Genomic DNA, 24,212 nt, shown 5'->3' on the forward strand with positions numbered 1-24,212 from the left:
CCGGCAAGGCTTTAAGCCCGCCGACCGAGAAGGCATGGTTGACAACCTGATTCGCGGTAGTCGACGTACAAGCGGCCACCCCTGCCGACACGAAAATGAATTTGCATTGCCGCCGCGGGGCGGCTATCGTCGGCGCTCGTGCGTCTTCGTCAGCGTGCCGTAGTAGCCAGCACCCGCAGCGGGGTCTGATCCAGACCGGCCCCCCGCTGTGGGTCGAAAGCTACTACCGTCGGTCGCCCCTGCTGACCAGAGAAGACCGACACAGTGTCTCTTTCCGAACTTGCCGGGCCGGGTCTGGACCCGGCCGCCGCATGGTTCGGCCACCACTTCGGCGCCGCATTGCCCTGCGGCCTGCGGGAGGAGGCCGCCGCGATGTCGTGGGAGAGCTTCGTCGCGGCCTACGGTCGCACGGCCGGCCCGATTCGCCTGGGCCACTGGGCCTGCACCGACGCCGAGCGACCCGCCGGGCGGCTCGGTCCGCAGGCCCGCAACTTCCGCGCCATGATCGCCGTCGGTGATCGCCTCAGCGTCTCGACCGCCGCGGCCAGCGGCCCCATCGCCGCGCTCACCGCGATGCTGCACGACCGCGGGATCACGGTGGAGGTGTTGGAGTTTCATCAAATGCGATCGGGCGGGACCACCGCCACGTTCATCCGCGGCACCAACGGGATTCGCGCCGAGTGGGCAATGGGCTGCTCGGAGGATCCGACGCAGTCCGCGCTGCGCGCGGTCATCGCCTGCGCCAACCGGCTCGCCGCGTGATTGCGCGAGCAGACGCAGACTCGCACAAACCGGCACGAAATGGTGCGATTCCGCGTCTGCTCGCGGGTAAAGGCGAGGGTCTCAGAGCGGGCGCAGCACGATCGGCATGCCGTCCTTGGGCACCGGCATGCCGCCGTAGTCCCACACCGCCTGGTATCCGGGGCGGGGCAGCTCGAGGGAATACCGGCGCAGCAGGCGGTGCAGGATCGTCTTGATCTCCAACTGCCCGAACACCATCCCGATGCACTTGTGCGCGCCGCCGCCAAACGGTGTGAACGCGTAGCGGTGCCGCTTGTGCTCGTTGCGCGGCTCGGTGAACCGGTCCGGGTCGAATTTCAGCGGGTCCGTCCAGAGTTCGGGCAGCCGGTGGTTCATCCCCGGATACGCGATCACGTTGGTGCCCTTGGGGAGGTAGTAGCCCAGCAGATCGGTGTCGCGCACCGTCCGGCGCATGGCCCACTGCACCGGCGTCACCAGCCGGATCGACTCGTTCATCACCAGGTCCAGCGACTCGAGCTTCTCCAGCGAGTCGATGTCGAGCGGACCGTCGCCGAGGCGGTCGGATTCATCGCGGCAACGTTCCTGCCACTCGGGGTGGGCGGCCAGCTGGTAGGCCATCGTCGTGGTCGTCGACGTCGACGTGTCGTGGGCCGCCATCATCAGGAAGATCATGTGGTTGACGATGTCCTCGTCGGAGAACCTGTTGCCGTCCTCGTCCTCGGTCTGGCACAACACCGACAGCAGGTCGTTGCCGTCCTTCCCGCGTTGCTCCTTGACCCGCTCGCGGAAGTAGTTCTCCAGCAGTTCGCGTGCCTTGAGGCCTCGCCACCAGGTGAACGGCGGAACGCTGGTGCGGATGATCGCGTTGCCCGCGCGGGTGGTGACGGCGAACGCCCTGTTCACCCTGGTGACCAGCTCGCGGTCGGTGCCCGGCTCGTGGCCCATGAACACCATCGAGGCGATGTCGAGGGTCAGCTCCTTCATCGCCGGATACAAGAGGAATCGCGCGTCGTTGACCACCCAGTCGTTGGCGACGACCTGCGACACGACCTTGTCCATCTGCTCGACGTAGGAGACCAGCCGGGACCGGACGAACGCCTCCTGCATGATCCGCCGGTGGAACATGTGCTCCTCGAAGTCGAGCAGCATCAGCCCGCGGTGAAAGAACGGCCCGATCACCGGGACCCAGCCCTGCTGGGAATAGTCCTTGTTGCGGTTGGAGTAGATGACCTGCGCGGCGTCCGGACCCAGCGCCGCGACGCCCGGCAGCACCGGCGAGTCCCCGAAGACGACCGGACCCTTGGTGTGGTACAGGAACATCAGATAGTCGGGACCGCCGCGCAACATCTCGATGATGTGCCCGATGACCGGGAGCCCCGCGTCGCCGAGGACCGGTTTGAGCCCGCTGCCGGGCGGCGGGTCGGCGAGTTTGTGCTCCGGGAATTCGGTGTTCAGCAGCGTGCGTTCGACAAGGCCCATGCCCGGGAAGTTGTTGAACGACGGGGTGAACCGCCGCCGCGCCTGATCGAGCAGGTAGTGCGGGGTGCTGATGGTGGCGGGCATCGAGGCTCCTTTGCGCTCCCTTGCAAAGCCCGGGCGGGTGACTACCGTCACCGATCAATATCCTTCGGGACAAACTTGACGGCTGTCAAGTTTGCTTTTTACGCGGCGTGGTGCAAGGTCAAGGGGGTGAGCAGCCGCGTCGACGATCCGCAGCCGGGCGCGCAGGCCATGCGGCGGCGTGGCGACAAGCACCGGCAAGCGATCCTGCAGGCGGTGCGCGAGCTCCTGGAGGAGAGGCCATTCGCGGAGCTGTCGGTCAGCACGATCAGCCTGCGCGCCGGGGTGGCCCGCTCCGGTTTCTACTTCTACTTCGACTCCAAGTACTCCGTGCTCGCCCAGATCCTGGCCGAGGCCGTCGAAGAGCTCGAGCAACTCACGCAGTACTTCGCCCCCCGTCAGCCCGGCGAGTCGCCGGAGCAGTTCGCCAAGCGGATGGTGGGCAGCGCCGCCGCCGTCTATGCCCACAACGACCCGGTGATGGTGGCCTGCAACGCCGCCCGCCACACCGATATCGAGATCCGCGAGGTTCTCCAGCAGCAGTTCGAGGTGGTGCTGGGCCAGATCGTCGGCATCGTCGACGCGGAGATGAAGGCGGGGACCGCGCATCCGATCAGCGACGACATCCCGACGCTGATCCGCACGCTGACGGGCACCACCGCGCTGACGCTGACGGGCGACCCCCTCCTGGTTGGCCAGGACGGCGACGTGCAGCGCCGGGTGCGGGTGCTCGAGCAATTGTGGCTGCATTCGCTGTGGGGTGGCGACCAGGAGTAACGCGGTATGGTCACGGCCATGGGGCAGAGGGGATCCGGGCGGTATTTCGCGGGCAAGCGGTGCTTTGTCACGGGTGCGGCCAGCGGCATCGGCCGCGCCACGGCGTTGCGGCTGGCGGCGCAGGGCGCCGAGCTGTTCCTGACGGATCGTGACGCCGACGGCCTGGAACTCACCGTGGCCGACGCCCGCGCGCTGGGCGCCAGGGTGCCCGAGCACCGGGCGCTCGACATCGCCGACTATGACGAGGTGGCGGCGTTCGCCGCCGACATCCAGGCCACGCATCCGAGCATGGACGTCGTGCTGAACATCGCCGGGGTGTCGGCCTGGGGCACCGTCGACCGGCTGACCCACGCGCAGTGGAGCAAGATGATCGCGATCAACCTGATGGGTCCGATCCACGTCATCGAGACGTTCGTCCCGCCGATGGTGGCGGCCGGCCGGGGCGGGCATGTGGTCAACGTGTCGTCGGCGGCCGGGCTGGTCGCGCTGCCGTGGCATGCCGCCTATAGCGCCAGCAAGTATGGGTTGCGTGGCCTGTCCGAGGTGCTGCGCTTCGACCTGGCCCGGCATCGCATCGGGGTGTCGGTCGTGGTGCCGGGCGCGGTGCGGACCCCGCTGGTCAACACCGTCGAGATCGCCGGCGTCGACCGCGAGGACCCCAGGGTCGCCCGCTGGGTGGACCGCTTCGGCGGTCATGCGGTGTCGCCGGAGCGGGCGGCCGAGAAGATCTTGGCTGGGGTCGCCAAGAACCGCTACCTGATCTACACGTCGGCAGACATCCGGGCGCTGTATGCGTTCAAGCGGCTGGCGTGGTGGCCCTACAGCGTGGTGATGCGCCGGGTCAACGTGGTCTTCACGCGCGCGCTTCGGCCCGCCCCGCTACTCCGGCATGACCAACTCGAGTCGCACCCCGAGTAGCCGAACCGGCCGCTCCAGCTCGAACAGGTCTAGGACTAGGCCTAGGACGCGCAGGGCGGCGGCCGTGATGGTGTCGGCATCGGTGGTGGGCGCGGCCAGCTTGCGGACCTTGGTGCGGGTGTGAAACGTCGCGGTTCGCGCGGTGACCGCCACGCGGGTGACGATCCGCCCCGACGCCACCACGTCGTCGAGTGCTCGTCGGGCCAATTCCGTTACCGCCGAGTCCATTTCGGCGCGGTCGGTGAGGTCGCGCGGGAAGGTGACGACGTGGCTGCGGGAGCGCGGGATCCATGGTTCGGTGCTGACGTGCTCGTCACCGCCGCCCTTGGCCAGCAGCAGCAGCCACAGGCCGATGCGGGGTCCGAACGCGGACGTCAGCGACTCGGCATCGCCGTGGGCAAGCTCCCGGACCGTCGTGATTCCCAGGGCCGCAAGCTTTTTCGCAGTCTTGGGCCCCACCCCCCACAGCGCCTCGACCGGACGGTCGGCCATCACGGACATCCAGTTGGCGTCGGTGAGCGCGAAGACGCCGGCGGGTTTGGCGAAGCCGGTGGCGACCTTGGCGCGCTGCTTGTTGTCGCTGATGCCCACCGAACAGGACAGCCCGGTCTCCGAGGCGATGATCGTCCGGATTTCTTCTGCCACATCGTGGGGATCGCCTGCCGTCACCCCGACGTAGGCCTCATCCCAGCCCCACACCTCGACCGGGTGTCCCAGGTCGCGCAGCAGCCCCATCACCTGGTCGGACGCCGCGTCGTAGGCGGCCGGATCCGACGGCAAAAAGGTGACCCCCGAGTTTGGGGGGCAGCGGCGGGCGGCGGTACGCAACGGCATGCCCGCGTGCACACCGAATTCGCGGGCCTCATAGGAGGCGCAGGTGACGACCTTGCGCGGTTCGGTGGGATCGCCGTTGCCGCCCACGATGACCGGCAGCCCGGCCAGTTCGGGATGGCGGCGCAGCTCGACCGACGCCAGAAACTGGTCGAGGTCGACGTGCAGGACCCAGTTGGGCTTCATCACCGCCCGCAGAGCTTGCGTGCCAGGCTCTCCCACGCGTCGCCCAGCGTCTTCGGGGTGTGCCCGCCGTCGGTGAGTTGATGCTCCACGTGGTCGGCGTCCAGCAGGGCCAGCAGGGCGTCGGTCTGGGCGTCGAGGTCGCCGGTGGTGTGCGCCGCGGCCAGCAGCACCCGCACGTGGGTGCGCTGGACGGCGGCCGGCGGGCCGTAGCGGGTCTGCGGGTCGCGGTTGGCCGCCGACAGCAGCGCGTGGTGGTTATGGACGAAGCGGATCCGCTCCCGGCCGAATGCCACCAGCCGATCCAGCGGTGGGGCGTCGGGTCCCAGGGGCGGTGGGCCGAAGAGAAAGGCCTGCTGGCTGGCCCGCTCGTCCTCGTCGAGCAGCACCATCATCAGGGCCGCCCGGCTGCCGAACCGGCGAAACAGCGTGCCCTTGCCCACGCCGGCCGCTGCGGCGACGTCGTCCATGGTGACGGCGTCCGCGCCGCGCTCGGCGACCAGGCTGCGGGCCGCCTCCAGCAGCAGCGCGCGGTTGCGCGCCGCGTCACCGCGCTCGTGTTGAGGCTCTTGCGGTGCGCACACGGGCAACTCGCCCAACCGCTCGACATCACCGCTCACCCCTGCACTTTAACGCGGCCGGAATAAATCGGACCATAGTCCGGTTACGGCGTGCAAGGATGTAGGGCAACAACCGAAAGGGAATTCCGACAGTGGCAGAGAACATCAAAGTCTTGACGTTAGTGGGCAGCCTGCGTGCGGCGTCGATCAACCGTCAGATCGCCGAGCTGGCGGCGGCGGTCGCCCCGGACGGCGTCACGGTCACCGTGTTCGAAGGGCTGGCGGAGCTGCCCTTCTACAACGAAGAGATCGACCCCGCGGTGGCCGACGACGTCCGGGATGCGCCCGCGCCGGTGGCCGCGCTGCGCGCCGCGGCGGCCGACGCGGACGCCGCCCTGGTGGTCACCCCGGAGTACAACGGCAGCATTCCGGCGGTTATCAAGAACGCGATCGACTGGCTATCCCGCCCGTTCGGCAACGGGGCGCTGAAGGGTAAGCCCTTGGCGGTCATCGGGGGATCCCTGGGGCAGTACGGCGGGGTGTGGGCGCACGACGAGACCCGCAAGTCGTTCGGCATCGCCGGTGCCCGGGTGGTCGAGGCGCTCAAGCTGTCGGTGCCGTTCAAGAGCCTGGAAGGCAAGGCGCCGGCGGAACACGCCGAGCTCTCGGCGAACGTGCGTGACGTCGTCGGCAAGCTCGCCGCCGAGGCTGGCTGAATTCGAGGGTGGCCGGCAAGCCGCCAGCTCCGGCTGGCGGCTTTGCTGGTGCGGGGCGGGCCGCGGCGGTTGCACCGGCGTTGTCGGTGGCCGGTGGTATACCGATGGGCAAGGGCGTCCGTGACGGACCTGTGATCTGCGACACGCCGGGCGCGTGTCCAAGTTTGTTGGAGAGAGGGCTTACGACCAGGGAATTCCAAAATTGTTATTCAGAACATCTTGTATGATGGGAACTTGTTGGCCACTAGGTGTAGTGTTTCCGGGGCCAGCAGATCCCAGGATCACCAGGCTGATCGGGCCTGGTGAACCTCCCGGAATCGGCTTGAGGATGGCTTGAGGATGTGGAAGCCAGGTCGTTTGACCCCGATAGCCGCAGGACGGGAATCCAGGGGCTTGTCGGGCCGCTGAGACAGCGAAGACGTAATACCCAAGTAGTTGCCAGTCCGTAACGAGTTCCCACCTTCCGCGAAGGAGCGGCATCCATGAGCATCACCGTCTACACCAAGCCGGCATGCGTGCAGTGCAGCGCCACTTACAAGGCTTTGGACAAGCAGGGCCTTGCCTACGAGAAGGTCGACATCACGCTGGACCCCGAGGCGCGCGACTACGTGATGGCGCTGGGCTACCTGCAGGCCCCCGTGGTGGTGGCGGCAAACGACCACTGGTCGGGTTTCCGGCCCGACCGCATCAAGGCGCTCGCGGGTGCCGCCCTGAGCGCGTAGCAGCAGACGAACGAGCAAGGAGGTTGCGGTGCCGTGGATATCAAGGGGCGCAACCTGAGTTGGACGAGTGGCGACCCGTCGCGCTTGCGATCGCCACTGGTCTACTTCTCTTCCGTGTCGGAGAACACCCACCGCTTCGTGCAGAAGCTGGGTGTTCCCGCCACGCGGATACCGCTGCACGGCCGCATCGAGGTCGACGAGCCGTACGTGCTGGTATTGCCCACCTACGGCGGGGGCCGTGCCACACCGGACCTCAACACCGGTGGCTATGTCCCCAGGCAGGTCATCGCCTTTTTGAACAACGAGCACAACCGAGCGCTGCTGCGCGGGGTGATCGCGGCCGGCAACACCAACTTCGGTGCGGAGTTCTGCTACGCCGGTGAGGTCGTCTCCCGCAAGTGCGGCGTCCCCTACCTCTATCGCTTCGAACTGATGGGTACCGAGGACGACGTGAAAGCCGTCCGCGCGGGTCTTGCCGATTTCTGGAAGGAACAGACGTGCCATCAACCGTCACTGCAGAGCCTCTAGCCTCGGGCGCGCACTCCCACGTTTCGGGTGGGCCGGCGGAACTGGATTATCACGCGCTGAACGCGATGCTGAATCTGTATGACGCCGACGGCAAGATCCAGTTCGACAAGGACGTGCTGGCGGCGCGCCAGTTCTTCCTGCAGCACGTCAACCAGAACACGGTCTTCTTCCACAATCAGGACGAGAAGCTCGACTACCTGATCCGCGAAAACTACTACGAGCGTGAGGTTCTCGATCAGTACTCGCGCAACTTCGTCAAGACGCTGCTGGACCGGGCCTACGCCAAGAAGTTCCGGTTCCCGACGTTTCTCGGCGCGTTCAAGTACTACACCTCCTACACGCTGAAGACGTTCGACGGGAAGCGCTACCTGGAGCGCTTCGAGGACCGCGTGGTCATGGTGGCGCTGACGCTGGCGGCCGGCGACACCGGGCTGGCCGAGAAGCTGGTCGACGAGATCATCGACGGCCGGTTCCAGCCGGCCACCCCGACGTTTTTGAACTCCGGCAAGGCGCAGCGCGGCGAACCGGTGAGCTGCTTCCTTTTGCGCGTCGAGGACAATATGGAGTCGATCGGGCGGTCGATCAACTCCGCGCTGCAGCTGTCCAAGCGTGGCGGGGGAGTCGCGTTGCTGCTGAGCAACATTCGCGAGCACGGCGCGCCGATCAAGAACATCGAGAACCAGTCGTCCGGTGTCATCCCGATCATGAAGCTGCTGGAGGATTCGTTCTCCTACGCCAACCAGCTGGGCGCACGTCAGGGCGCCGGCGCGGTGTACCTGCACGCCCATCATCCGGACATCTACCGATTCCTGGACACCAAGCGGGAGAACGCCGACGAGAAGATTCGGATCAAGACGCTCAGTCTTGGCGTCGTGATCCCCGACATCACGTTCGAACTGGCCAAGAAGAACGAGGACATGTACCTGTTCTCGCCCTACGATGTCGAACGCGTCTACGGCGTGGCGTTCGCCGACATCTCGGTCACCGAGAAGTACTACGAAATGGTCGACGACGCGCGCATCCGCAAGTCCAAGATCAAGGCGCGGGAGTTCTTCCAGACGCTGGCCGAGCTGCAGTTCGAGTCCGGCTACCCCTACATCATGTTCGAGGACACGGTGAACCGGGCCAATCCTATTGAGGGCAAGATCACCCACTCGAACCTGTGCTCGGAGATCCTGCAGGTGTCCACGCCGTCGTTGTTCAACGAGGACCTGTCGTATGCCAAAGTGGGCAAGGACATTTCGTGCAACCTGGGGTCGCTGAACATCGCCAAGACGATGGACTCACCGGACTTCGCCCAGACGATCGAGGTGTCGATCCGCGCGCTGACCGCCGTCAGCGACCAGACCCACATCACCTCGGTGCCCTCGATCGAGCAGGGCAACAACGATTCCCACGCGATCGGGTTGGGGCAGATGAACCTGCACGGCTACCTGGCGCGCGAGGGCATCTTCTACGGTTCCGAAGAGGGCGTCGACTTCACCAACATCTACTTCTACGCGGTGCTCTACCACGCGCTGCGGGCGTCGAACCGCATCGCCATCGAACGGGGCACGCACTTCAAGGGATTCGAGCGATCGAAGTACGCCTCGGGGGAGTTCTTCGACAAATACACCGAGCAGGTCTGGGAGCCGAAGACCGACAAGGTGCGTCAGCTTTTTGCCGACACCGAGATCCGCATCCCGACGCAGGACGACTGGAAGCGGCTGAAGGAATCGGTCCAGGCGCACGGCATCTACAACCAGAACCTGCAGGCGGTGCCGCCGACCGGGTCGATCTCCTACATCAACCACTCGACGAGCTCGATCCACCCGATCGTGTCGAAGGTCGAGATCCGCAAGGAGGGCAAGATCGGCCGGGTCTATTACCCGGCGCCGTATATGACCAACGACAACCTGGAGTACTACCAGGACGCCTACGAGATCGGCTACGAGAAGATCATCGACACCTACGCCGCGGCCACCCAGCACGTGGATCAGGGGCTTTCGCTGACGCTGTTCTTCAAGGACACGGCCACCACCCGTGACGTGAACAAGGCGCAGATTTACGCCTGGCGCAAGGGAATCAAGACGCTGTACTACATCCGGCTGCGGCAGATGGCGCTGGAGGGCACTGAGGTGGAGGGCTGCGTCTCCTGCATGCTGTAACGCGGTCGGTATCTCGCCCAACGTGAAGCCATTGCGACTTTTCGGCCGGATTTCCGCAACCAGTTCACGCTCGGTGAGGCGCGGACCGCCCAGTCTGCCCAGGTCAGACGCCGCGACGGGGTAAGGTGCTGGACGTGGTGAGAATTCCGCGGCCCCCTCGACCCCACCCCGGTGTGAAGCCCGGGGCGAAGGTCGACGCGCGCAGCGAACGCTGGCGCGAACACCGCAAGAAGGTGCGCGGCGAAATCGTCGACGCGGCGTTCCGCGCCATCGACCGGCTCGGGCCGGAGCTGAGCGTGCGGGAGATCGCCGAGGAGGCCGGCACCGCCAAGCCTAAGATCTACCGGCATTTCCACGACAAGTCCGACCTGTTCCAGGCGATCGGGGAGCGCCTGCGCGACATGCTGTGGGCGGGGATCTTCCCGTCGATCGACCTGAAGACCGACACCGCCCGCGAGGTGATCCGGCGCAGCGTCGAGGAGTACGTCACCCTCGTCGACAAGCACCCCAACGTGCTGCGGGTCTTCATTCAGGACCGCTCCGCGGCCACCCCCCAATCGACCGCCCAGATCCTCGACGAAGGCCGCGAGATCACGTTGACCATGGCCGACATGTTCGACAACGAACTGCGGGAGATGGAGCTGGACCACGCGGCGGTCGAACTGGCCGCCCACGCGGCGTTCGGATCCGCCGCGTCGGCCACCGAGTGGTGGCTGGGCCCCGGCCCCGACAGTCCGCGACGCATGCCGCGCGAGCAATTCGTCGCCCATCTGACGACCATCATGATGGGGGTCATCGTCGGCACCGCCGAGGCGCTCGGCATCGCGGTCGATCCCGACCGGCCGATCCACAATGCGGTGCGGAGCAATCCCGCCGCCAGCTGAGCCGCCGCCGCGTTGACATCGCTGTCGCCATCGATAACACTCGTCTTATCCGATACCCTGGGTACCGGGTACTTGCGACGGCGACGCGCGCAGACCTTACGCAGAAAGAACCCACCATGACCATTGCCGAGCCGACGGCGCAGACGCCGGCCCACCAACAGCCGGTGCACACCCGCGCCCTCATCATCGGCACCGGCTTCTCCGGGCTGGGCATGGCCATCAGGCTGCAGCAGCAGGGTGTGGACTTCGTCATCCTGGAGAAGGCCGACGACATCGGCGGCACCTGGCGGGACAACAGCTACCCCGGCTGCGCGTGCGACATCCCGTCGCACCTCTACTCGTTCTCCTTCGAACCCAAGCCGGACTGGACGCACCTGTTCTCCTATCAGCCCGAAATCTGGGACTACCTCAAGGGCGTCACCGAGAAATACGGGCTGCGCCGCTACATCGTGTTCAACTCGCTGGTCGATCGTGGCCATTGGGATGACGACGAGTATCGGTGGCACGTGTTCACCACCGACGGGCGCGAATACGTCGCCCAGTTCCTGATCTCGGGGGCCGGCGCGTTGCACATCCCGTCCATCCCCGACTTCGAGGGGCGCGACGAGTTTCGCGGCCCCGCCTTCCATTCCGCGCAGTGGGACCACGCCGTCGACCTGACCGGCAAGCGGGTGGCGGTGATCGGGACGGGCGCCAGCGCGATCCAGATTGTGCCGGAGATCGTCGGGCGGGTCGCCGAACTTCAGCTCTACCAACGCACCCCGGCGTGGGTGGTGCCGCGCACCAACGAAGAACTCCCGCCGGCGCTGCGGCGGGCGCTGGCGAACGTCCCGGGATTGCGGGCGTTGCTGCGCCTCGGAATCTATTGGGCGCAAGAGGCATTGGCGTTCGGCATGACCAAGCGGCCGAACATGCTGAGGTTCATCGAGGCCTACGCCAAGTGGAACATTCGCCGCTCGGTGAAGGACCGCGAGCTGCGTCGCAAGCTGACCCCGCACTACCGCATCGGGTGCAAGCGAATCCTGAACTCCTCCACCTATTACCCCGCGGTGGCGGACCCGAAGACCGAGCTGATCACCGACCGCATCGCCCGGATCACGCCCGACGGGATCGTCACCGCCGACGGTACCGAGCGCAAAGTCGACGTGATCGTCTACGGCACCGGCTTCCACGTGACCGACTCCTACACCTACGTCCAGATCAAGGGGCGGTACGGGGAGGACCTGGTCGACCGGTGGAACCGCGAAGGCATCGGCGCGCACCGCGGGATCACCGTCGCCGACATGCCCAACCTGTTCTTCCTGCTGGGGCCCAACACCGGGCTCGGGCACAACTCCGTGGTGTTCATGATCGAATCCCAGATCCACTACGTGGCCGACGCGATCAAGACCTGCGACCGGATGGGCGCCCAGGCGCTGGCCCCGACCCGGGCCGCCCAGGATCGCTTCAACGACGATCTGCAACACGAGCTTTCGCACTCGGTGTGGAACACGGGCGGGTGCGCCAGCTGGTATCTCGACGAGCACGGCAAGAACACGGTGCTGTGGGGCGGCTACACCTGGCAGTACTGGAGGGCCACGCGCGCGGTCAAGCCCGAGGAGTATCAGTTCTACGGGGTCGGCAAGGGCTCGTCGCGCGAACCGATCGGGGCTATGCGACCCGCGCGCTGAGGCGCTTGAGGGCCGCCTCGGCGCCGTTCCACCCGGGGATGCCGGTCACGCCCGGACCGGGGTGGGTGCACTGGCCGCACAAGTACAGCCCGTCGACCGGGGTGGCGAACTTGTCGGCGCCCTCGACGACGCGGCCGGTCCACAGCTGGTTGGGTTGCAGCAGGCCATGCGCGTAATCGCCGGCGTGCGCGCTGAAGGTGCTGCCGAAGTAGCGGTTGGAGAACACCACGCGGTTGGTGACCGAGTCGGCGAACCCGGGCGCATAGGTATCGAAGATTCGCACGCACGTGTCGGCGTATTGCTCCTTCCAGCTTCGGTTTTCGTCGGCGTCGAGCCCGGTGGGGAAGTAGGGCGTGAAAATCGTTGCGCTGTGCTTGCCTTCGGGCGCCAGCGACGAGTCGACCATGCTGGGGATGTACAGATAGGTGGGCGGGGCATCGGGCAGCTGGCCCTTGCGATACTGCTCCCACGCGTCGCTGATGTACTCCGGCGACGGCGCGTAGGCGACGGTGGGGCAGTACTGCCCATTGTCCTGTATGAAGGGTTGTAGGCGCTCGATCCATTGGGGCGCTTGGTCGATGGTGAGATGGGCCTGGATGTAGCCCAGGTTGAAGTTGATCTCCTTGATCTTGCGGATGTAATCGGGCGGAAAGTTCTGCGCGCCGGCCAGATTCACGAAGGTGGTGTACGGGTCGAGCGACGACAGCACGGTGTCGGCCGAAATCGTTGTGCCGTCGCGCAATTGGACCCCGGTGGCGCGGCCGTCGGTGACCAGGATCTCCTTGACGTGCTGCTTCATCCGCACCTCGGCGCCGAGCGATTCGGCGCGGCGGCACAGCGCCGCGCTCAGCGAGCCGATACCGCCGCGCGGCATGATGTATTCGACGTTGCCGCCGCCGATCAGGTAGTGATACAGCGTGGACGCGTTCGAGCCGGGGGTCCACGGGCCGCCGTCGAACGCGTCGATGGACATCGCGGCCAGCGAGCCCTGGATGCAGCGGCCCTGGTCGGGCGCCAGGAAACGGCGGACCGTGTCCATCGTGCTGCCGTACCACATCTGGGCGAAGTCGTGGCGGTCCTCGGGCGTGGGCTGTGCGGCGATCACCTCGATGATGTCGAGCGGGGGGCCGAACGCGGAGTCGACGAAATACGGTGCGAACCGGCCGATGTGGGCGAACAGGCCGCCGAGGCCCGCCGCGACGTCGGGCCCGTGATCCTCGAGCAGGTGACGGCCCATGCGCTCCAGGTCGTTGTACATCACGAAGGGCGTGTCCTGCGGATCGCCGAAGGTGCACGTCGACGTCCACTGGTCCATCAGCTCGAAGCCCCACTTGGTCAGCTCCAGGCGCTCGGTCATCTCCTTGCGCCAGATCAGCACCGCCCAGGCGCCGACGCTGTGCTTGTAGCCGTCGAACAGTTCGCGGGTCGCGGCCATGCCGCCGAGGAAGTGAGCCCGTTCCAGCACAAGCACTTTCGCGCCGCCCTTCGCCAGCACGTTGGCGGCGACCAGGCCGTTGTGACCCGCCCCGATGACGATCGCGTCGTAGTCCGCCATGCCGACCCTCCTTATGGATCCTTACGATTGACAGCACAATGTCACACCTGACATTATTGCGTCAATAGTGACATTTGGAGGACCGGATGCTGGCCCAAGGCCGTAGCGCACGCACGCGGCAGGCGCTCATGCAGGCCGCGATGAAGCGGTTCGTGGCCGACGGCGTGCATCGGACCAGCGTCGCCGACATCGCCGCCGACGTCGGGGTCACCGAACGCACTTTCTACCGGCACTTCCCGTCCAAGCACGCGGTGATCTTCGCCGACTACGACATCGGATTCGAGTGGTTCGCGCGCGCGTTGGCGCTGCGCCCGCACGGGGAACCCATCACCGCGTCGGTGCGAAAGGCCGTGGACGCGTTCCCCTTTGATTTCGCGATGGTCCGCGAGGCCGCCGTCATCCGGTCGCGCGACCTCGACCAGGGCATCATCAGCACGCACATTCGGCGGATGCGCGATCAGGTCGCCGACGAGATCGGCCGCTTCATCCACGAACGGTCAAAGCCCACGGCCGACGGGGCCATGATCGCCGACATCGCGGCGCACAGCCTGGCCACCGCGGTGTTCGTGTCGCTGGAGGCGTGGATGAGCAAGGGTGGCGAGGATATCGACGAACTCAGCCGCCTCACCGACATCGCGCTGAGCGCCCTCGAGGACGGCCTCACGCGCACCTTGCGAGAAGCCGGATTGGACTGACTTGCCAGCGGCGCGACGGCCCGCGCCGAACGTGAACTGGCTGCGAAAAAGTCGCCGGGTTTTCGCACTGGGTTCACGCTCGGCGAGCGGGACGAGGCACGACACGGCAAACACAACCCCTTGTGCTGCACCGGCTTGTCGGCCCCCAGGGGTAGTGTTTGGGGTGTAAGTACCGCAGGCAAACCGGCTGGTGAAGCGGGTTCTGGAGAGGCGAAACATGAAGCTGATTGACCGCGTTTCGGCGATCAACTGGAACCGGCTGCAAGACGACAAGGACGCCGAGGTCTGGGACCGGCTGACGGGCAATTTCTGGCTGCCCGAGAAGGTGCCGGTGTCCAACGACCTACCGTCGTGGGGAACGCTGACCGCCAGCGAGAAGCAGCTGACGATGCGGGTGTTCACCGGGCTGACGCTGCTGGACACCATCCAGGGCACGGTCGGGGCGGTCAGCCTGATCCCGGACGCGCTGACCCCGCACGAGGAGGCCGTCTACACCAACATCGCGTTCATGGAGTCGGTGCACGCCAAGAGCTACAGCTCGATCTTCTCCACGCTGTGTTCGACGGCCGAGATCGACGACGCCTTCCGCTGGTCGGAGGAGAACGTCAACCTGCAGCGCAAGGCCGAGATCGTGATGCAGTACTACCGCGGCGACGAACCGCTGAAGCGCAAGGTGGCCTCCACGCTGCTGGAAAGCTTTCTCTTCTACTCCGGGTTCTACCTGCCGATGTACTGGTCGAGCCGGGCCAAGCTGACCAACACCGCCGACATGATCCGGCTGATCATCCGCGACGAGGCCGTGCACGGCTACTACATCGGCTACAAGTTCCAGCGCGGCCTGGCGCTGGTCGACGACGTCAAGCGCGCCGAACTGAAGGACTACACCTACGAGCTGCTCTTCGAGCTCTACGACAACGAGGTGGAATACACCCAGGACCTCTACGACGAGGTCGGGCTCACCGAGGACGTCAAGAAGTTCCTGCGCTACAACGCCAACAAGGCGCTGATGAACCTCGGCTACGAGGCCCTGTTCCCGCGCGACGAGACCGACGTCAACCCGGCGATCCTGTCGGCGCTGAGCCCCAACGCCGACGAGAACCACGACTTCTTCTCCGGCTCCGGGTCGTCGTACGTGATCGGCAAGGCCGTCGTCACCGAGGACGAGGACTGGAACTTCTGATCGGGTCGATGAACGGAGCATGAATTGTCGGTATGGTGCGACGCCGCGGTGGCGCGGGTAAGGCCACTGCCGTGACACTTGTGGGGTGACGACAACGACCCCTGACACCTCTGACACCGACCATCGCCGCCATTTCTGCCGTTCAGTGTTGCGCTGGCTGCGGGCCGGCTATCCCGATGGCGTCCCCGGGCCGGACCGCGTGCCGTTGCTGGCCCTGCTGCGCAGCACGCCGCTGACCGAAGAGCAGATCAAGGAGGTGGTGCGCGACATCACCGCGGAGGAAGGCTCCCCGGCGACCGTCGACCACCCCATCGATCGCGACGAGATCTCCGAATTCATCTCCGACATGACGCACTACGACGCCGGGCCGGAAAACGTCATCCGGGTGGCCTCCACGTTGGCCGCCGCCGGGTGGCCGCTGGCCGGCATCGACGTCAGCGAGGTCATTCCCGGCGACGAGTACGCCGAGGCGGCCGAAATCGCGGCACGGGGCTCCGCGCCCGAAAAAGAGGTCGCCTCATAGCTTCGAGATGTCGATGACGAAGCGGTAGCGCACGTCGCTGGCGAGCACGCGTTCGTAGGCTTCGTTGATGTAACCGGGCTCGATGAGCTCGATTTCGGGCGCGACGCCGTGCTCGGCGCAGAAGTTCAGCATCTCCTGGGTCTCGGCGATCCCGCCGATGTTCGACCCGGACAGGCTGCGCCGCATCAACGCGAGCGGGAACGCCGGCACCTCCATGGGGTGTTCGGGGATGCCGAGCTCGACGAGGGTGCCGTCGACGTCCAGCAGGTTGAGGTAGTCGCCGAGTTTCAGGTTCGCCGAGACGGTGTTCAGGATCAGGTTGAAGCCGCCGACCAGCTTGCGGAAGGTGTCGGGGTCGGCCGTCGCGTAGTAGTGGCTGGCGCCCAGGCGCAGCCCGTCCTCCATCTTCTTCAGCGACTGCGACAGCACGGTCACCTCGGCGCCCAACGCCGCGCCCAGCTTCACGCCCATGTGCCCGAGCCCGCCCAGGCCGACGATCGCCAGCCGCGTGTCCGGCCCCGCATTCCAGTGCCGCAGCGGCGAATACAGCGTGATGCCCGCGCACAGCAGCGGCGCGGCGGCGTCCAGCGGCAGCGCGTCGGGGATGCGCAGGACGTAGTTCTCATCGACCACGATCGCCTCGCTGTAGCCGCCGTAGGTCGGCTGGCCGTCTTTGCCGATCGAGTTGTAAGTGAAGGTCGCGCCCGGCTTGCAATACTGCTCGATGCCGCGCCGGCAGCTGCTGCATTCGCGGCAGGAGTCCACGAAACAGCCCACGCCGACGCGGTCGCCCACCTTGTGCTTGGTGACCTCGGAGCCCACCTCGGCCACCACGCCGGCGATCTCGTGACCGGGCACCACCGGGTAATTCGGTTGGCCCCACTCGGCTTTCACGGTGTGAATGTCCGAGTGGCATATCCCGGCGTACCTGATGTCGATCGCGACGTCGTGCGGGCCGGGGTCGCGGCGGTCGATGGTGGTCTTGGTCAGCGGTTCGGTCGCCGACGTGGCGGCGTACGCCGAAACTGTGCTCATGAAAATCCCTCTTCGTTTCGGATCAATCGCGTCGATTTCGTAGCTGGGGTACCCCGCAAGCCTAGCCCCGCGCGGGCCCGCCGGAGACGCGCCCCGATCAGTTGATCGGGGCGTTGACCAGGCGCAGGTCGTCGACGATGCCACGGGCCGCGACCAGGCCCTCACCGGTTTGCCACACCTCGTCGTTGACGACGTAGACCCGGTTGTCGTGGTTGGCGGACAGCTTGCGCCAGGGGCCGCTGTCGAAGACCGTGGCGGCGCGCTCGGCGGCGCCCGGCGTGGCGCACGACACGTAGACGACGTCGGCGTCGGCCGCTGAGAAGTCCGGATTTTTTGCGAGGTCGGCGTCGGTGGCGCCGATCTCGATGTAGGCCCTGTCGGTGAAGCGCTGCGCCGCCGGCCGATCCACCCCGACCGCGGCGAGCACGCTGGCCGGGAAGTTGTCGGCCCCGTACACCCGGATGGTGTTGGTGGTCAGCCGCACGATTGACGCCTGGAAGTGGGTCGCGTCATGGGCGGCCCCGATCTGGCCGGCGCGTTGCGCGAAGCCGGCGATCAGCGCGTCGACGGCGGCGGTGCGCGCCGTGGCGGCGCCGACGCCGCGCAGGTTGTCTTCCCACGCCGCCCCGGGCGTCCCGGTGAACACCGTCGGGGCGATCGCGGCCAGCTGCGGATACAGCGTGGGCGTCAACGCCGTCGATCCCAGGATCAGATCGGGGTGGGCCGCGGCGATGCCGCCCAGGTCGGGGCTGCTGCGGGTGCCGACACCGGGCAGGCCGTGCACCGCGCCGCCCAGATACGACGGCTGACTCGACGAGCCGTCCGGCAACGCCGCGGCGACCACCCGCGATTGCAGGCCGAGCGCGCACAGGGCGTCGAGCTGGTCCCCGGAGAGCACCACGATGCGCTGCGGCTCCGCGGGCACCCGCACCGCGTCGGGGGCGACCCCCGCCGCGTTGCGGGCCTGTCGCGCCGGCGGCCCCGGATCGGCCGCGGCGGCATCCCGCGCGCACGACTCGTCCGGCCGGCGGTCGTTTCCCAGCACCCCGGCGCCCGCGATCTGGGTGGTCGGGGTGACCAGCGACCGCGTCGACGCCTTGGGCCCGGACCCCGACCCGCAACCGCCGCAGGCCACCGTCACCGCCGCGGCCAGGGCGGCCGCGGCCACGATCGATCGCCTCCCCAGCACGCGTCCGACGCTAACATCCGGGCAGCTCGGACCCGTCCGCCGAAACGCGCCGCCGGCCACCCCAGGGCATTTACGACAGTTTGTAGGACCAACCCTGACGCCGCCCGGATCGGGGGCTAAGATTCCTGTCATCACTGGGTTCCGGACTGGTTTTCTGGGCTGATGTCCGTGGATGTTTGGAGGAGCTGTTGACAGCCGAAGCGCCCCCGCTGGGAGAACTCGAGGCCGTCCGTCCATACCCGGCCCGGACCGGGCCCAAGGGGAACCTCGTCTACAAGCTGATCACCACCACCGATCACAAGATGATCGGCATCATGTACTGCGTCGTCTGCTTCATCTTTTTCTTCCTGGGCGGGCTGCTGGCGCTGTTCATGCGCACCGAGCTGGCCGCGCCCGGGCTGCAGTTCCTGTCGAACGAACAGTTCAACCAGCTGTTCACCATGCACGGCACGATCATGCTGCTGTTCTATGCCACCCCGATCGTGTTCGGCTTCGCCAACCTGGTGCTGCCGCTGCAGATCGGCGCGCCCGACGTCGCCTTCCCGCGGCTGAACGCGTTTTCGTTCTGGTTGTTCTTGTTCGGCGCCACCATGGGCGCGGCCGGCTTCATCACGCCGGGCGGCGCCGCCGACTTCGGCTGGACCGCCTACACCCCGCTGACCGACGCCATCCACTCGCCCGGGCCCGGCGGCGACCTGTGGATCATGGGCCTGATCGTCGCCGGTCTGGGCACCATCCTGGGCGCGGTCAACATGATCACCACCGTGGTCTGCATGCGCGCCCCCGGAATGACGATGTTCCGGATGCCAATCTTCACCTGGAACATCCTGGTGACGTCGATCCTGGTGCTGATCGCGTTCCCGTTGCTCACCGCGGCGCTGTTCGGCCTGGCCGCCGACCGCCACCTGGGGGCGCACGTCTACGACGCCGCCAACGGTGGAGTCCTGTTGTGGCAGCACCTGTTCTGGTTCTTCGGCCACCCCGAGGTGTACATCATCGCGCTGCCGTTCTTCGGGATCGTCAGCGAGATCTTCCCGGTGTTCGCCCGCAAGCCGATCTTCGGCTACACCACGCTGGTCTACGCGACGCTGTCGATCGCCGCGCTGTCGGTCGCGGTGTGGGCGCACCACATGTTCGCCACCGGAGCCGTTCTGCTGCCGTTCTTTTCGTTCATGACGTATCTGATCGCGGTGCCGACCGGGATCAAGTTCTTCAACTGGATCGGCACAATGTGGAAGGGCCAGTTGACCTTTGAGACGCCGATGCTGTTTTCGGTCGGCTTCGCGGTCACCTTCCTGCTGGGTGGCCTGACCGGGGTGCTGCTGGCCAGCCCGCCGCTGGACTTCCACGTCACCGACACCTATTTCGTGGTCGCGCACTTCCACTACGTGCTGTTCGGCACCATCGTGTTCTCCACGTTCGCCGGCATCTACTTCTGGTTCCCGAAGATGACCGGCCGGCTGCTCGACGAGCGGCTGGGCAAGCTGCATTTCTGGTTGACGTTCATCGGCTTTCACACCACGTTCCTGGTGCAGCACTGGCTGGGCGACATGGGCATGCCGCGCCGCTACGCCGACTACCTGCCCACCGACGGCTTCCAGGGCCTCAACATCGTCTCGACGGTCGGCGCCTTCATCCTGGGCGCGTCGATGTTCCCGTTCGTCTGGAACGTCTTCAAGAGCTGGCGCTACGGCGAGGTCGTGACCGTCGACGACCCGTGGGGCTACGGCAATTCGCTGGAGTGGGCGACCAGCTGCCCGCCGCCGCGGCACAACTTCACCGAACTGCCCCGAATCCGTTCGGAGCGACCGGCATTCGAGTTGCACTACCCGCACATGGTGGAGCGGCTGCGCGCCGAGGCGCATGTCGGGCGGGCGCATGGTCCCGCGAACGGCGACGTCACCAGGGCCGACGACGTCAGCGTTCGCACCTAATGGGCGACAAGGGCCCCAATCGAGGGTGAGTCGCGGGTGAGCACACCACCCAAGGTGTCGGTGCTGATCACCGTCACCGGCGTGGATCAGCCGGGTGTGACGTCGGCGCTGTTCGAGGTGCTGTCGCAGCACGGCGTCGAGCTGCTCAACGTCGAACAGGTGGTGATCCGCGGCCGCCTGACGCTGGGCGTGCTGCTGTGCTGTCCGCCGGAGGTCGACGGCGCCGGGTTGCGCCACGACGTCGAATCCGCCATCCGCGGGCTGGGTCTGGATGTCAGCATCGAACGCAGCGACGACGTGCCGATCATCCGGCAACCGCCGACCCACACCATTTTCGTTCTGGGCCGGCCGATTACGGCCCGCGCGTTCGGCGCGATGGCCCGCGAGGTGGCGGCGCTGGGCGTCAACATCGACCTCATCCGCGGCGTCTCCGACTATCCGGTGACCGGCCTGGAGTTGCGGGTCTCGGTGCCGACGGGGGCCGATGGCTTGCTGCGGAACGCGCTGACGCGGGTGGCCGGCGACGAGGGGGTCGACGTCGCGGTCGAGGACTACAGCCTGGAACGGCGCGCCAAACGGCTCATCGTGTTCGACGTCGACTCGACCCTGGTCCAGGGCGAGGTCATCGAGATGCTGGCGGCCCGGGCGGGCGCCCAGGGGGCCGTCGCCGCGATCACCGAGGCCGCGATGCGCGGCGAGCTGGACTTCGCGCAGTCGCTCGAGCAGCGGGTGGCCACGCTGGCGGGCCTGCCCGCCACCGTGATCGACGAGGTCGCCGATCAGCTGGAGCTGATGCCCGGCGCCCGGACCACGCTACGCACCTTGCGCCGCTTGGGTTTTCACTGCGGCGTGGTTTCCGGGGGGTTCCGGCGGATCATCGAACCGCTCGCCGAGGAGCTGATGCTGGACTTCGTCGCCGCCAACGAGCTGGAGATCGTCGACGGCACGCTCACCGGCCGGGTCGTCGGCCCGATCATCGACCGGGCCGGCAAGGCCAAGGCGCTGCGCGACTTCGCGGAGCAGGCCGGGGTGCCGATGGCGCAGACCGTCGCCGTCGGCGACGGCGCCAACGACATCGACATGCTGGCCGCGGCCGGGCTGGGGGTGGCGTTCAACGCCAAGCCGGCGCTGCGCGAGGTCGCCGACGCGTCATTGAGCCACCCGTACCTGGACACCGTGCTGTTCCTGCTGGGTGTGACGCGCGGCGAGATCGAGGCCGCCGACGCGGTCGACGGCAAGGTGCGCCGCGTCGAAATCCCCCCGGACTCGTAGCGGTGTTCGCCGGGCCCGGCCCGGCCACCAGACACAGAATCGCACGAAATCCGCGATTTCCGTGCGATTCCGCGTCTGCTCGCGCCAGGCCGCGACCCGGCAGGTGTTCGGGCGTCGCGGTACGGGAGGATGATCGGGTGCCCGAAAACGGAAGCGAGCCAGCCGACCCCGATCTGCTGATCGACTTCAGAAACGTGTCGCTGCGGCGCGGCGGGCATGTCCTGGTCGGGCCGCTGGATTGGGCGGTCGAACTCGACGAGCGATGGGTGATCATCGGCCCCAACGGGGCCGGCAAGACCTCGCTGTTGCGCATCGCCGCGGCGACCGAACACCCGTCGTCGGGCGTGGCCTTCGTGCTCGGCGAGCGGCTGGGCCGGGTCGACGTTTCGGAGCTGCGGTCGCGGATCGGGCTGAGTTCATCGACCCTGGCGCAGCGGGTGCCCGGCGACGAACTGGTGCGCGACCTGGTCGTCTCGGCGGGCTACGCGGTGCTGGGTCGATGGCGCGAGCGCTACGAGGACGTCGACTACCGCCGGGCGATCGACATGCTGGAGAGCCTGGGCGCCGAGCACCTCGCGGACCGCACCTACGGCACGCTGTCGGAGGGGGAGCGCAAGCGGGTGTTGATCGCCCGCGCTTTGATGACCGACCCGGAACTGCTGCTGCTCGACGAACCCGCCGCCGGCCTGGACCTGGGCGGCCGCGAGGAGCTGGTGGCCCGGCTGGCCGACCTGGCCGCCGACCCCGACGCGCCCGCGCTGGTGCTGGTCACCCATCACGTCGAGGAGGTTCCGCCAGGCTTCAGCCACTGCATGCTGCTGTCGGAGGGCCGGGTGGTCGCCGCGGGTTTGCTGGCCGACGTGCTAACGCCCGAGAACCTGTCCACGGCGTTCGGCCAGTCGATCGCCCTGGACGTCGTCGACGGGCGGTATTTCGCCCGGCGGGTCCGCACGCGCGCAGCCCACCGGAGGCAGGCATGAATCAACCACCCCCGCTGACCCCACGCCCGGCGGCGACCGTGATGCTCATCCGCGACACCTCGGAAGGACTGGCCGTCTTCTTGATGCGCCGGCACTCGCAGATGGAATTCGCCGCCGGCGTCATGGTGTTCCCCGGCGGCGGCGTCGACGACCGCGACCGCAACGCCGACTTGGGCGGGCTGGGGGCGTGGGCGGGGCCGCCGCCGCAGTGGTGGGCGCAGCGGTTCGGCATCGAACCCGACCTGGCCGAGGCGCTGGTCTGCGCCGCCGCCCGGGAGACCTTCGAGGAATCGGGCGTGCTGTTCGCCGGGCCCGCCGGCCAGGCCGTTTCGGCACCGAACAGTATCGTCGGCGACGCCTCGGTGTACCGCGACTCCCGCCGCGAGCTGGCCAGCGGCACGCTGTCGTTCGCGGACTTCCTGCGCCGCGAAAACCTGGTGTTGCGGTCCGACCTGCTGCGCCCGTGGGCCAACTGGGTCACCCCGGAGGCCGAGCGCACCCGCCGCTACGACACCTACTTCTTTGTCGGGGCCCTGCCCGAGGGTCAGCGGGCCGACGGGGAGAACACCGAATCCGATCGCGCCGGCTGGACAACGCCGCAGGCCGCCATCGACGACTTCGCCGCCGGTCGCAGCTTCCTGCTGCCGCCGACGTGGACGCAGCTGGACTCGCTGGCCGGTCGCACCGTCGCCGACGTGCTGGCCGTCGAGCGCCAGATCGTCACGGTCCAGCCGCACCTGGAGATCCAGGGCGACAACTGGGTGTTCGAGTTCTTCGATTCCGACCGCTACCACCGGGCCCGGAAATCGGGCGGGATGGGGTGGCGGCATTGAGCGAGTTCGTCAGCGTCGTCGTCGGCGCCGGCCTGGCCACGCTGGTCGTGTCGCGGCCGCCCACCAACGCGATGACCCGGCAGGTCTACCGGGAGATCAGCGCCGCGGCCGGCGACGTGGCGCGGCGCGGCGACATCGCCGCGGTGATCCTGTTCGGCGGCCACGAGATCTTCTCCGCCGGCGACGACATGCCCGAACTGCGGACGCTGACGCCCCCGGAGGCCGAGACCGCGGCCCGGGTGCGCCGCGAGGCGGTCGACGCCGTCGCGGCGATCCCCAAGCCGACGGTGGCCGCGATCACCGGATACGCGCTGGGCGCCGGCCTGACGCTGGCGCTGGCCGCCGATTGGCGGGTCAGCGGTGACAACGTGAAGTTCGGGGCGACGGAGATCCTGGCCGGCCTGATCCCCAGCGGCGGGGGAATGGCCCGCCTGACGCGCGCGGCCGGGGCCAGCAAGGCCAAGGAACTGGTGTTCAGCGGCCGCTTCTTCGACGCCGAGGAGGCGTTGGCGCTGCGCCTGATCGACGAGATGGTGGCCCCGGACGACGTATACGACGCCGCCGTGGCGTGGGCCTCGCGCTTCCTGGACGGTCCGGGATACGCGCTGGCCGCCGCCAAGGCCGGCATCAATGCCGTTTCGGAAGGCGCCGCCGGGCTGGAACCCGCCGCCGAACGGCGCCGCTACGCCGACGTGTTCGCCGCCCGCTACGGCACGGGGCCGGATCGCCCGGATCCGGGCGGCGGTTAGGCTGCCCTT

General features: G+C 67.4%; 23 protein-coding genes. 17 read left to right on the plus strand and 6 right to left on the minus strand.

The window, feature by feature from the left end:
* Positions 1–294: 294 nt before the first annotated feature.
* Positions 295–762, plus strand: a complete 468-nt coding sequence (locus K3U93_RS07270; RefSeq protein WP_230981657.1) for a 2-isopropylmalate synthase — start codon at positions 295–297, stop codon at positions 760–762.
* An 81-nt stretch (positions 763–843) separates the two neighbouring features.
* On the opposite strand, the gene K3U93_RS07275 is transcribed toward K3U93_RS07270, so the two are convergent.
* Positions 844–2,325 carry a cytochrome P450 gene (locus tag K3U93_RS07275; RefSeq protein ID WP_071509995.1) on the minus strand — a complete coding sequence of 494 codons (1,482 nt, stop codon included), beginning with the start codon at positions 2,323–2,325 and terminating at the stop codon, positions 844–846.
* Between the two features lie 168 nt (positions 2,326–2,493).
* Here K3U93_RS07275 and K3U93_RS07280 point away from each other — a divergent pair, with 168 nt between their 5' ends.
* Together K3U93_RS07280 and K3U93_RS07285 are read left to right on the plus strand one after the other, a co-directional pair.
* Positions 2,494–3,099, plus strand: coding sequence for a TetR/AcrR family transcriptional regulator (locus tag K3U93_RS07280; protein ID WP_420915407.1), 606 nt, complete (start codon positions 2,494–2,496; stop codon positions 3,097–3,099).
* 18 nt (positions 3,100–3,117) lie between these two features.
* Positions 3,118–4,017 (plus strand): SDR family oxidoreductase, encoded by a 900-nt coding sequence (locus tag K3U93_RS07285; protein ID WP_071510025.1) that lies wholly within the window; start codon positions 3,118–3,120, stop codon positions 4,015–4,017.
* Here K3U93_RS07285 and K3U93_RS07290 read toward each other — a convergent pair.
* Positions 3,979–5,034: a DNA polymerase IV gene (locus tag K3U93_RS07290; protein ID WP_071509996.1), complete on the minus strand. Its 1,056-nt coding sequence runs from the start codon at positions 5,032–5,034 to the stop codon at positions 3,979–3,981. The two genes, K3U93_RS07285 and K3U93_RS07290, sit on opposite strands and share 39 nt — an antisense overlap.
* A complete protein-coding gene (locus tag K3U93_RS07295) occupies positions 5,034–5,651 on the minus strand; it encodes a TetR/AcrR family transcriptional regulator (protein ID WP_083010578.1) in 618 nt (205 codons plus the stop codon). The genes K3U93_RS07290 and K3U93_RS07295 overlap by 1 nt, the downstream gene beginning before the upstream one ends.
* A gap of 92 nt (positions 5,652–5,743) precedes the next feature.
* Between K3U93_RS07295 and K3U93_RS07300 the strand changes: the two genes are divergently transcribed.
* From K3U93_RS07300 to K3U93_RS07325, 6 genes are all read left to right on the plus strand, one after another.
* Positions 5,744–6,307, plus strand: a complete 564-nt coding sequence (locus tag K3U93_RS07300) for an NAD(P)H-dependent oxidoreductase (RefSeq protein WP_230981609.1) — start codon at positions 5,744–5,746, stop codon at positions 6,305–6,307.
* Between the two features lie 482 nt (positions 6,308–6,789).
* Complete coding sequence (locus K3U93_RS07305) at positions 6,790–7,029, plus strand: redoxin NrdH (protein ID WP_071509999.1); 240 nt, start codon at positions 6,790–6,792, stop codon at positions 7,027–7,029.
* Between the two features lie 84 nt (positions 7,030–7,113).
* On the plus strand, positions 7,114–7,557 hold the full coding sequence (nrdI, locus tag K3U93_RS07310) for a class Ib ribonucleoside-diphosphate reductase assembly flavoprotein NrdI (RefSeq protein ID WP_071510026.1): 444 nt from the start codon (positions 7,114–7,116) through the stop codon (positions 7,555–7,557).
* Positions 7,527–9,704, plus strand: a complete 2,178-nt coding sequence (gene nrdE / locus K3U93_RS07315; protein WP_083010577.1) for a class 1b ribonucleoside-diphosphate reductase subunit alpha — start codon at positions 7,527–7,529, stop codon at positions 9,702–9,704. Before nrdI ends, nrdE begins: the two co-directional genes overlap by 31 nt.
* Before the next feature lie 143 nt (positions 9,705–9,847).
* Positions 9,848–10,588 (plus strand): TetR/AcrR family transcriptional regulator, encoded by a 741-nt coding sequence (locus tag K3U93_RS07320; RefSeq protein ID WP_139796945.1) that lies wholly within the window; start codon positions 9,848–9,850, stop codon positions 10,586–10,588.
* A 116-nt stretch (positions 10,589–10,704) separates the two neighbouring features.
* A complete protein-coding gene (locus K3U93_RS07325) occupies positions 10,705–12,258 on the plus strand; it encodes a flavin-containing monooxygenase (RefSeq protein ID WP_083010575.1) in 1,554 nt (517 codons plus the stop codon).
* Here K3U93_RS07325 and K3U93_RS07330 read toward each other — a convergent pair.
* Complete coding sequence (locus K3U93_RS07330) at positions 12,239–13,813, minus strand: phytoene desaturase family protein (RefSeq protein ID WP_083010574.1); 1,575 nt, start codon at positions 13,811–13,813, stop codon at positions 12,239–12,241. The two genes, K3U93_RS07325 and K3U93_RS07330, sit on opposite strands and share 20 nt — an antisense overlap.
* 86 nt (positions 13,814–13,899) lie before the next feature.
* On the opposite strand from K3U93_RS07330, the gene K3U93_RS07335 reads away from it, so the two are divergent.
* The 3 genes from K3U93_RS07335 (at position 13,900) to K3U93_RS07345 (ending at position 16,211) form a co-directional block, all read left to right on the plus strand.
* Entirely contained in the window at positions 13,900–14,508 is a 609-nt protein-coding gene (locus tag K3U93_RS07335; RefSeq protein WP_083010573.1) for a TetR/AcrR family transcriptional regulator, read from the plus strand.
* A 217-nt stretch (positions 14,509–14,725) separates the two neighbouring features.
* Positions 14,726–15,688, plus strand: a complete 963-nt coding sequence (gene nrdF, locus K3U93_RS07340) for a class 1b ribonucleoside-diphosphate reductase subunit beta (protein ID WP_071510005.1) — start codon at positions 14,726–14,728, stop codon at positions 15,686–15,688.
* Positions 15,689–15,773: 85 nt separating this feature from the next.
* Positions 15,774–16,211, plus strand: a complete 438-nt coding sequence (locus K3U93_RS07345) for a DUF3349 domain-containing protein (RefSeq protein ID WP_420915378.1) — start codon at positions 15,774–15,776, stop codon at positions 16,209–16,211.
* Here the strand turns inward: K3U93_RS07345 and K3U93_RS07350 are convergent.
* Together K3U93_RS07350 and K3U93_RS07355 are read right to left on the minus strand one after the other, a co-directional pair.
* Positions 16,206–17,246: an NAD(P)-dependent alcohol dehydrogenase gene (locus K3U93_RS07350; protein ID WP_083010572.1), complete on the minus strand. Its 1,041-nt coding sequence runs from the start codon at positions 17,244–17,246 to the stop codon at positions 16,206–16,208. The genes K3U93_RS07345 and K3U93_RS07350 overlap by 6 nt on opposite strands.
* Before the next feature lie 97 nt (positions 17,247–17,343).
* On the minus strand, positions 17,344–18,417 hold the full coding sequence (locus tag K3U93_RS07355) for an iron-siderophore ABC transporter substrate-binding protein (RefSeq protein WP_420915408.1): 1,074 nt from the start codon (positions 18,415–18,417) through the stop codon (positions 17,344–17,346).
* A gap of 206 nt (positions 18,418–18,623) precedes the next feature.
* On the opposite strand from K3U93_RS07355, the gene ctaD reads away from it, so the two are divergent.
* The 5 genes from ctaD to K3U93_RS07380 all read left to right on the plus strand — a co-directional run bounded on the left by ctaD (position 18,624) and on the right by K3U93_RS07380 (position 24,203).
* Positions 18,624–20,369, plus strand: coding sequence for an aa3-type cytochrome oxidase subunit I (gene ctaD, locus K3U93_RS07360; protein ID WP_071510027.1), 1,746 nt, complete (start codon positions 18,624–18,626; stop codon positions 20,367–20,369).
* A 36-nt stretch (positions 20,370–20,405) separates the two neighbouring features.
* Entirely contained in the window at positions 20,406–21,641 is a 1,236-nt protein-coding gene (gene serB / locus K3U93_RS07365) for a phosphoserine phosphatase SerB (RefSeq protein ID WP_071510009.1), read from the plus strand.
* A gap of 137 nt (positions 21,642–21,778) precedes the next feature.
* Entirely contained in the window at positions 21,779–22,621 is an 843-nt protein-coding gene (locus tag K3U93_RS07370; RefSeq protein ID WP_083010571.1) for an ABC transporter ATP-binding protein, read from the plus strand.
* A complete protein-coding gene (locus K3U93_RS07375; RefSeq protein WP_083010570.1) occupies positions 22,618–23,454 on the plus strand; it encodes an NUDIX hydrolase in 837 nt (278 codons plus the stop codon). Before K3U93_RS07370 ends, K3U93_RS07375 begins: the two co-directional genes overlap by 4 nt.
* Complete coding sequence (locus K3U93_RS07380) at positions 23,451–24,203, plus strand: enoyl-CoA hydratase (RefSeq protein ID WP_139796938.1); 753 nt, start codon at positions 23,451–23,453, stop codon at positions 24,201–24,203. Before K3U93_RS07375 ends, K3U93_RS07380 begins: the two co-directional genes overlap by 4 nt.
* Positions 24,204–24,212: the final 9 nt, after the last annotated feature.

It is taken from the genome of Mycobacterium malmoense, assembly GCF_019645855.1.
In the GTDB taxonomy this organism is placed as follows: domain Bacteria; phylum Actinomycetota; class Actinomycetes; order Mycobacteriales; family Mycobacteriaceae; genus Mycobacterium; species Mycobacterium malmoense.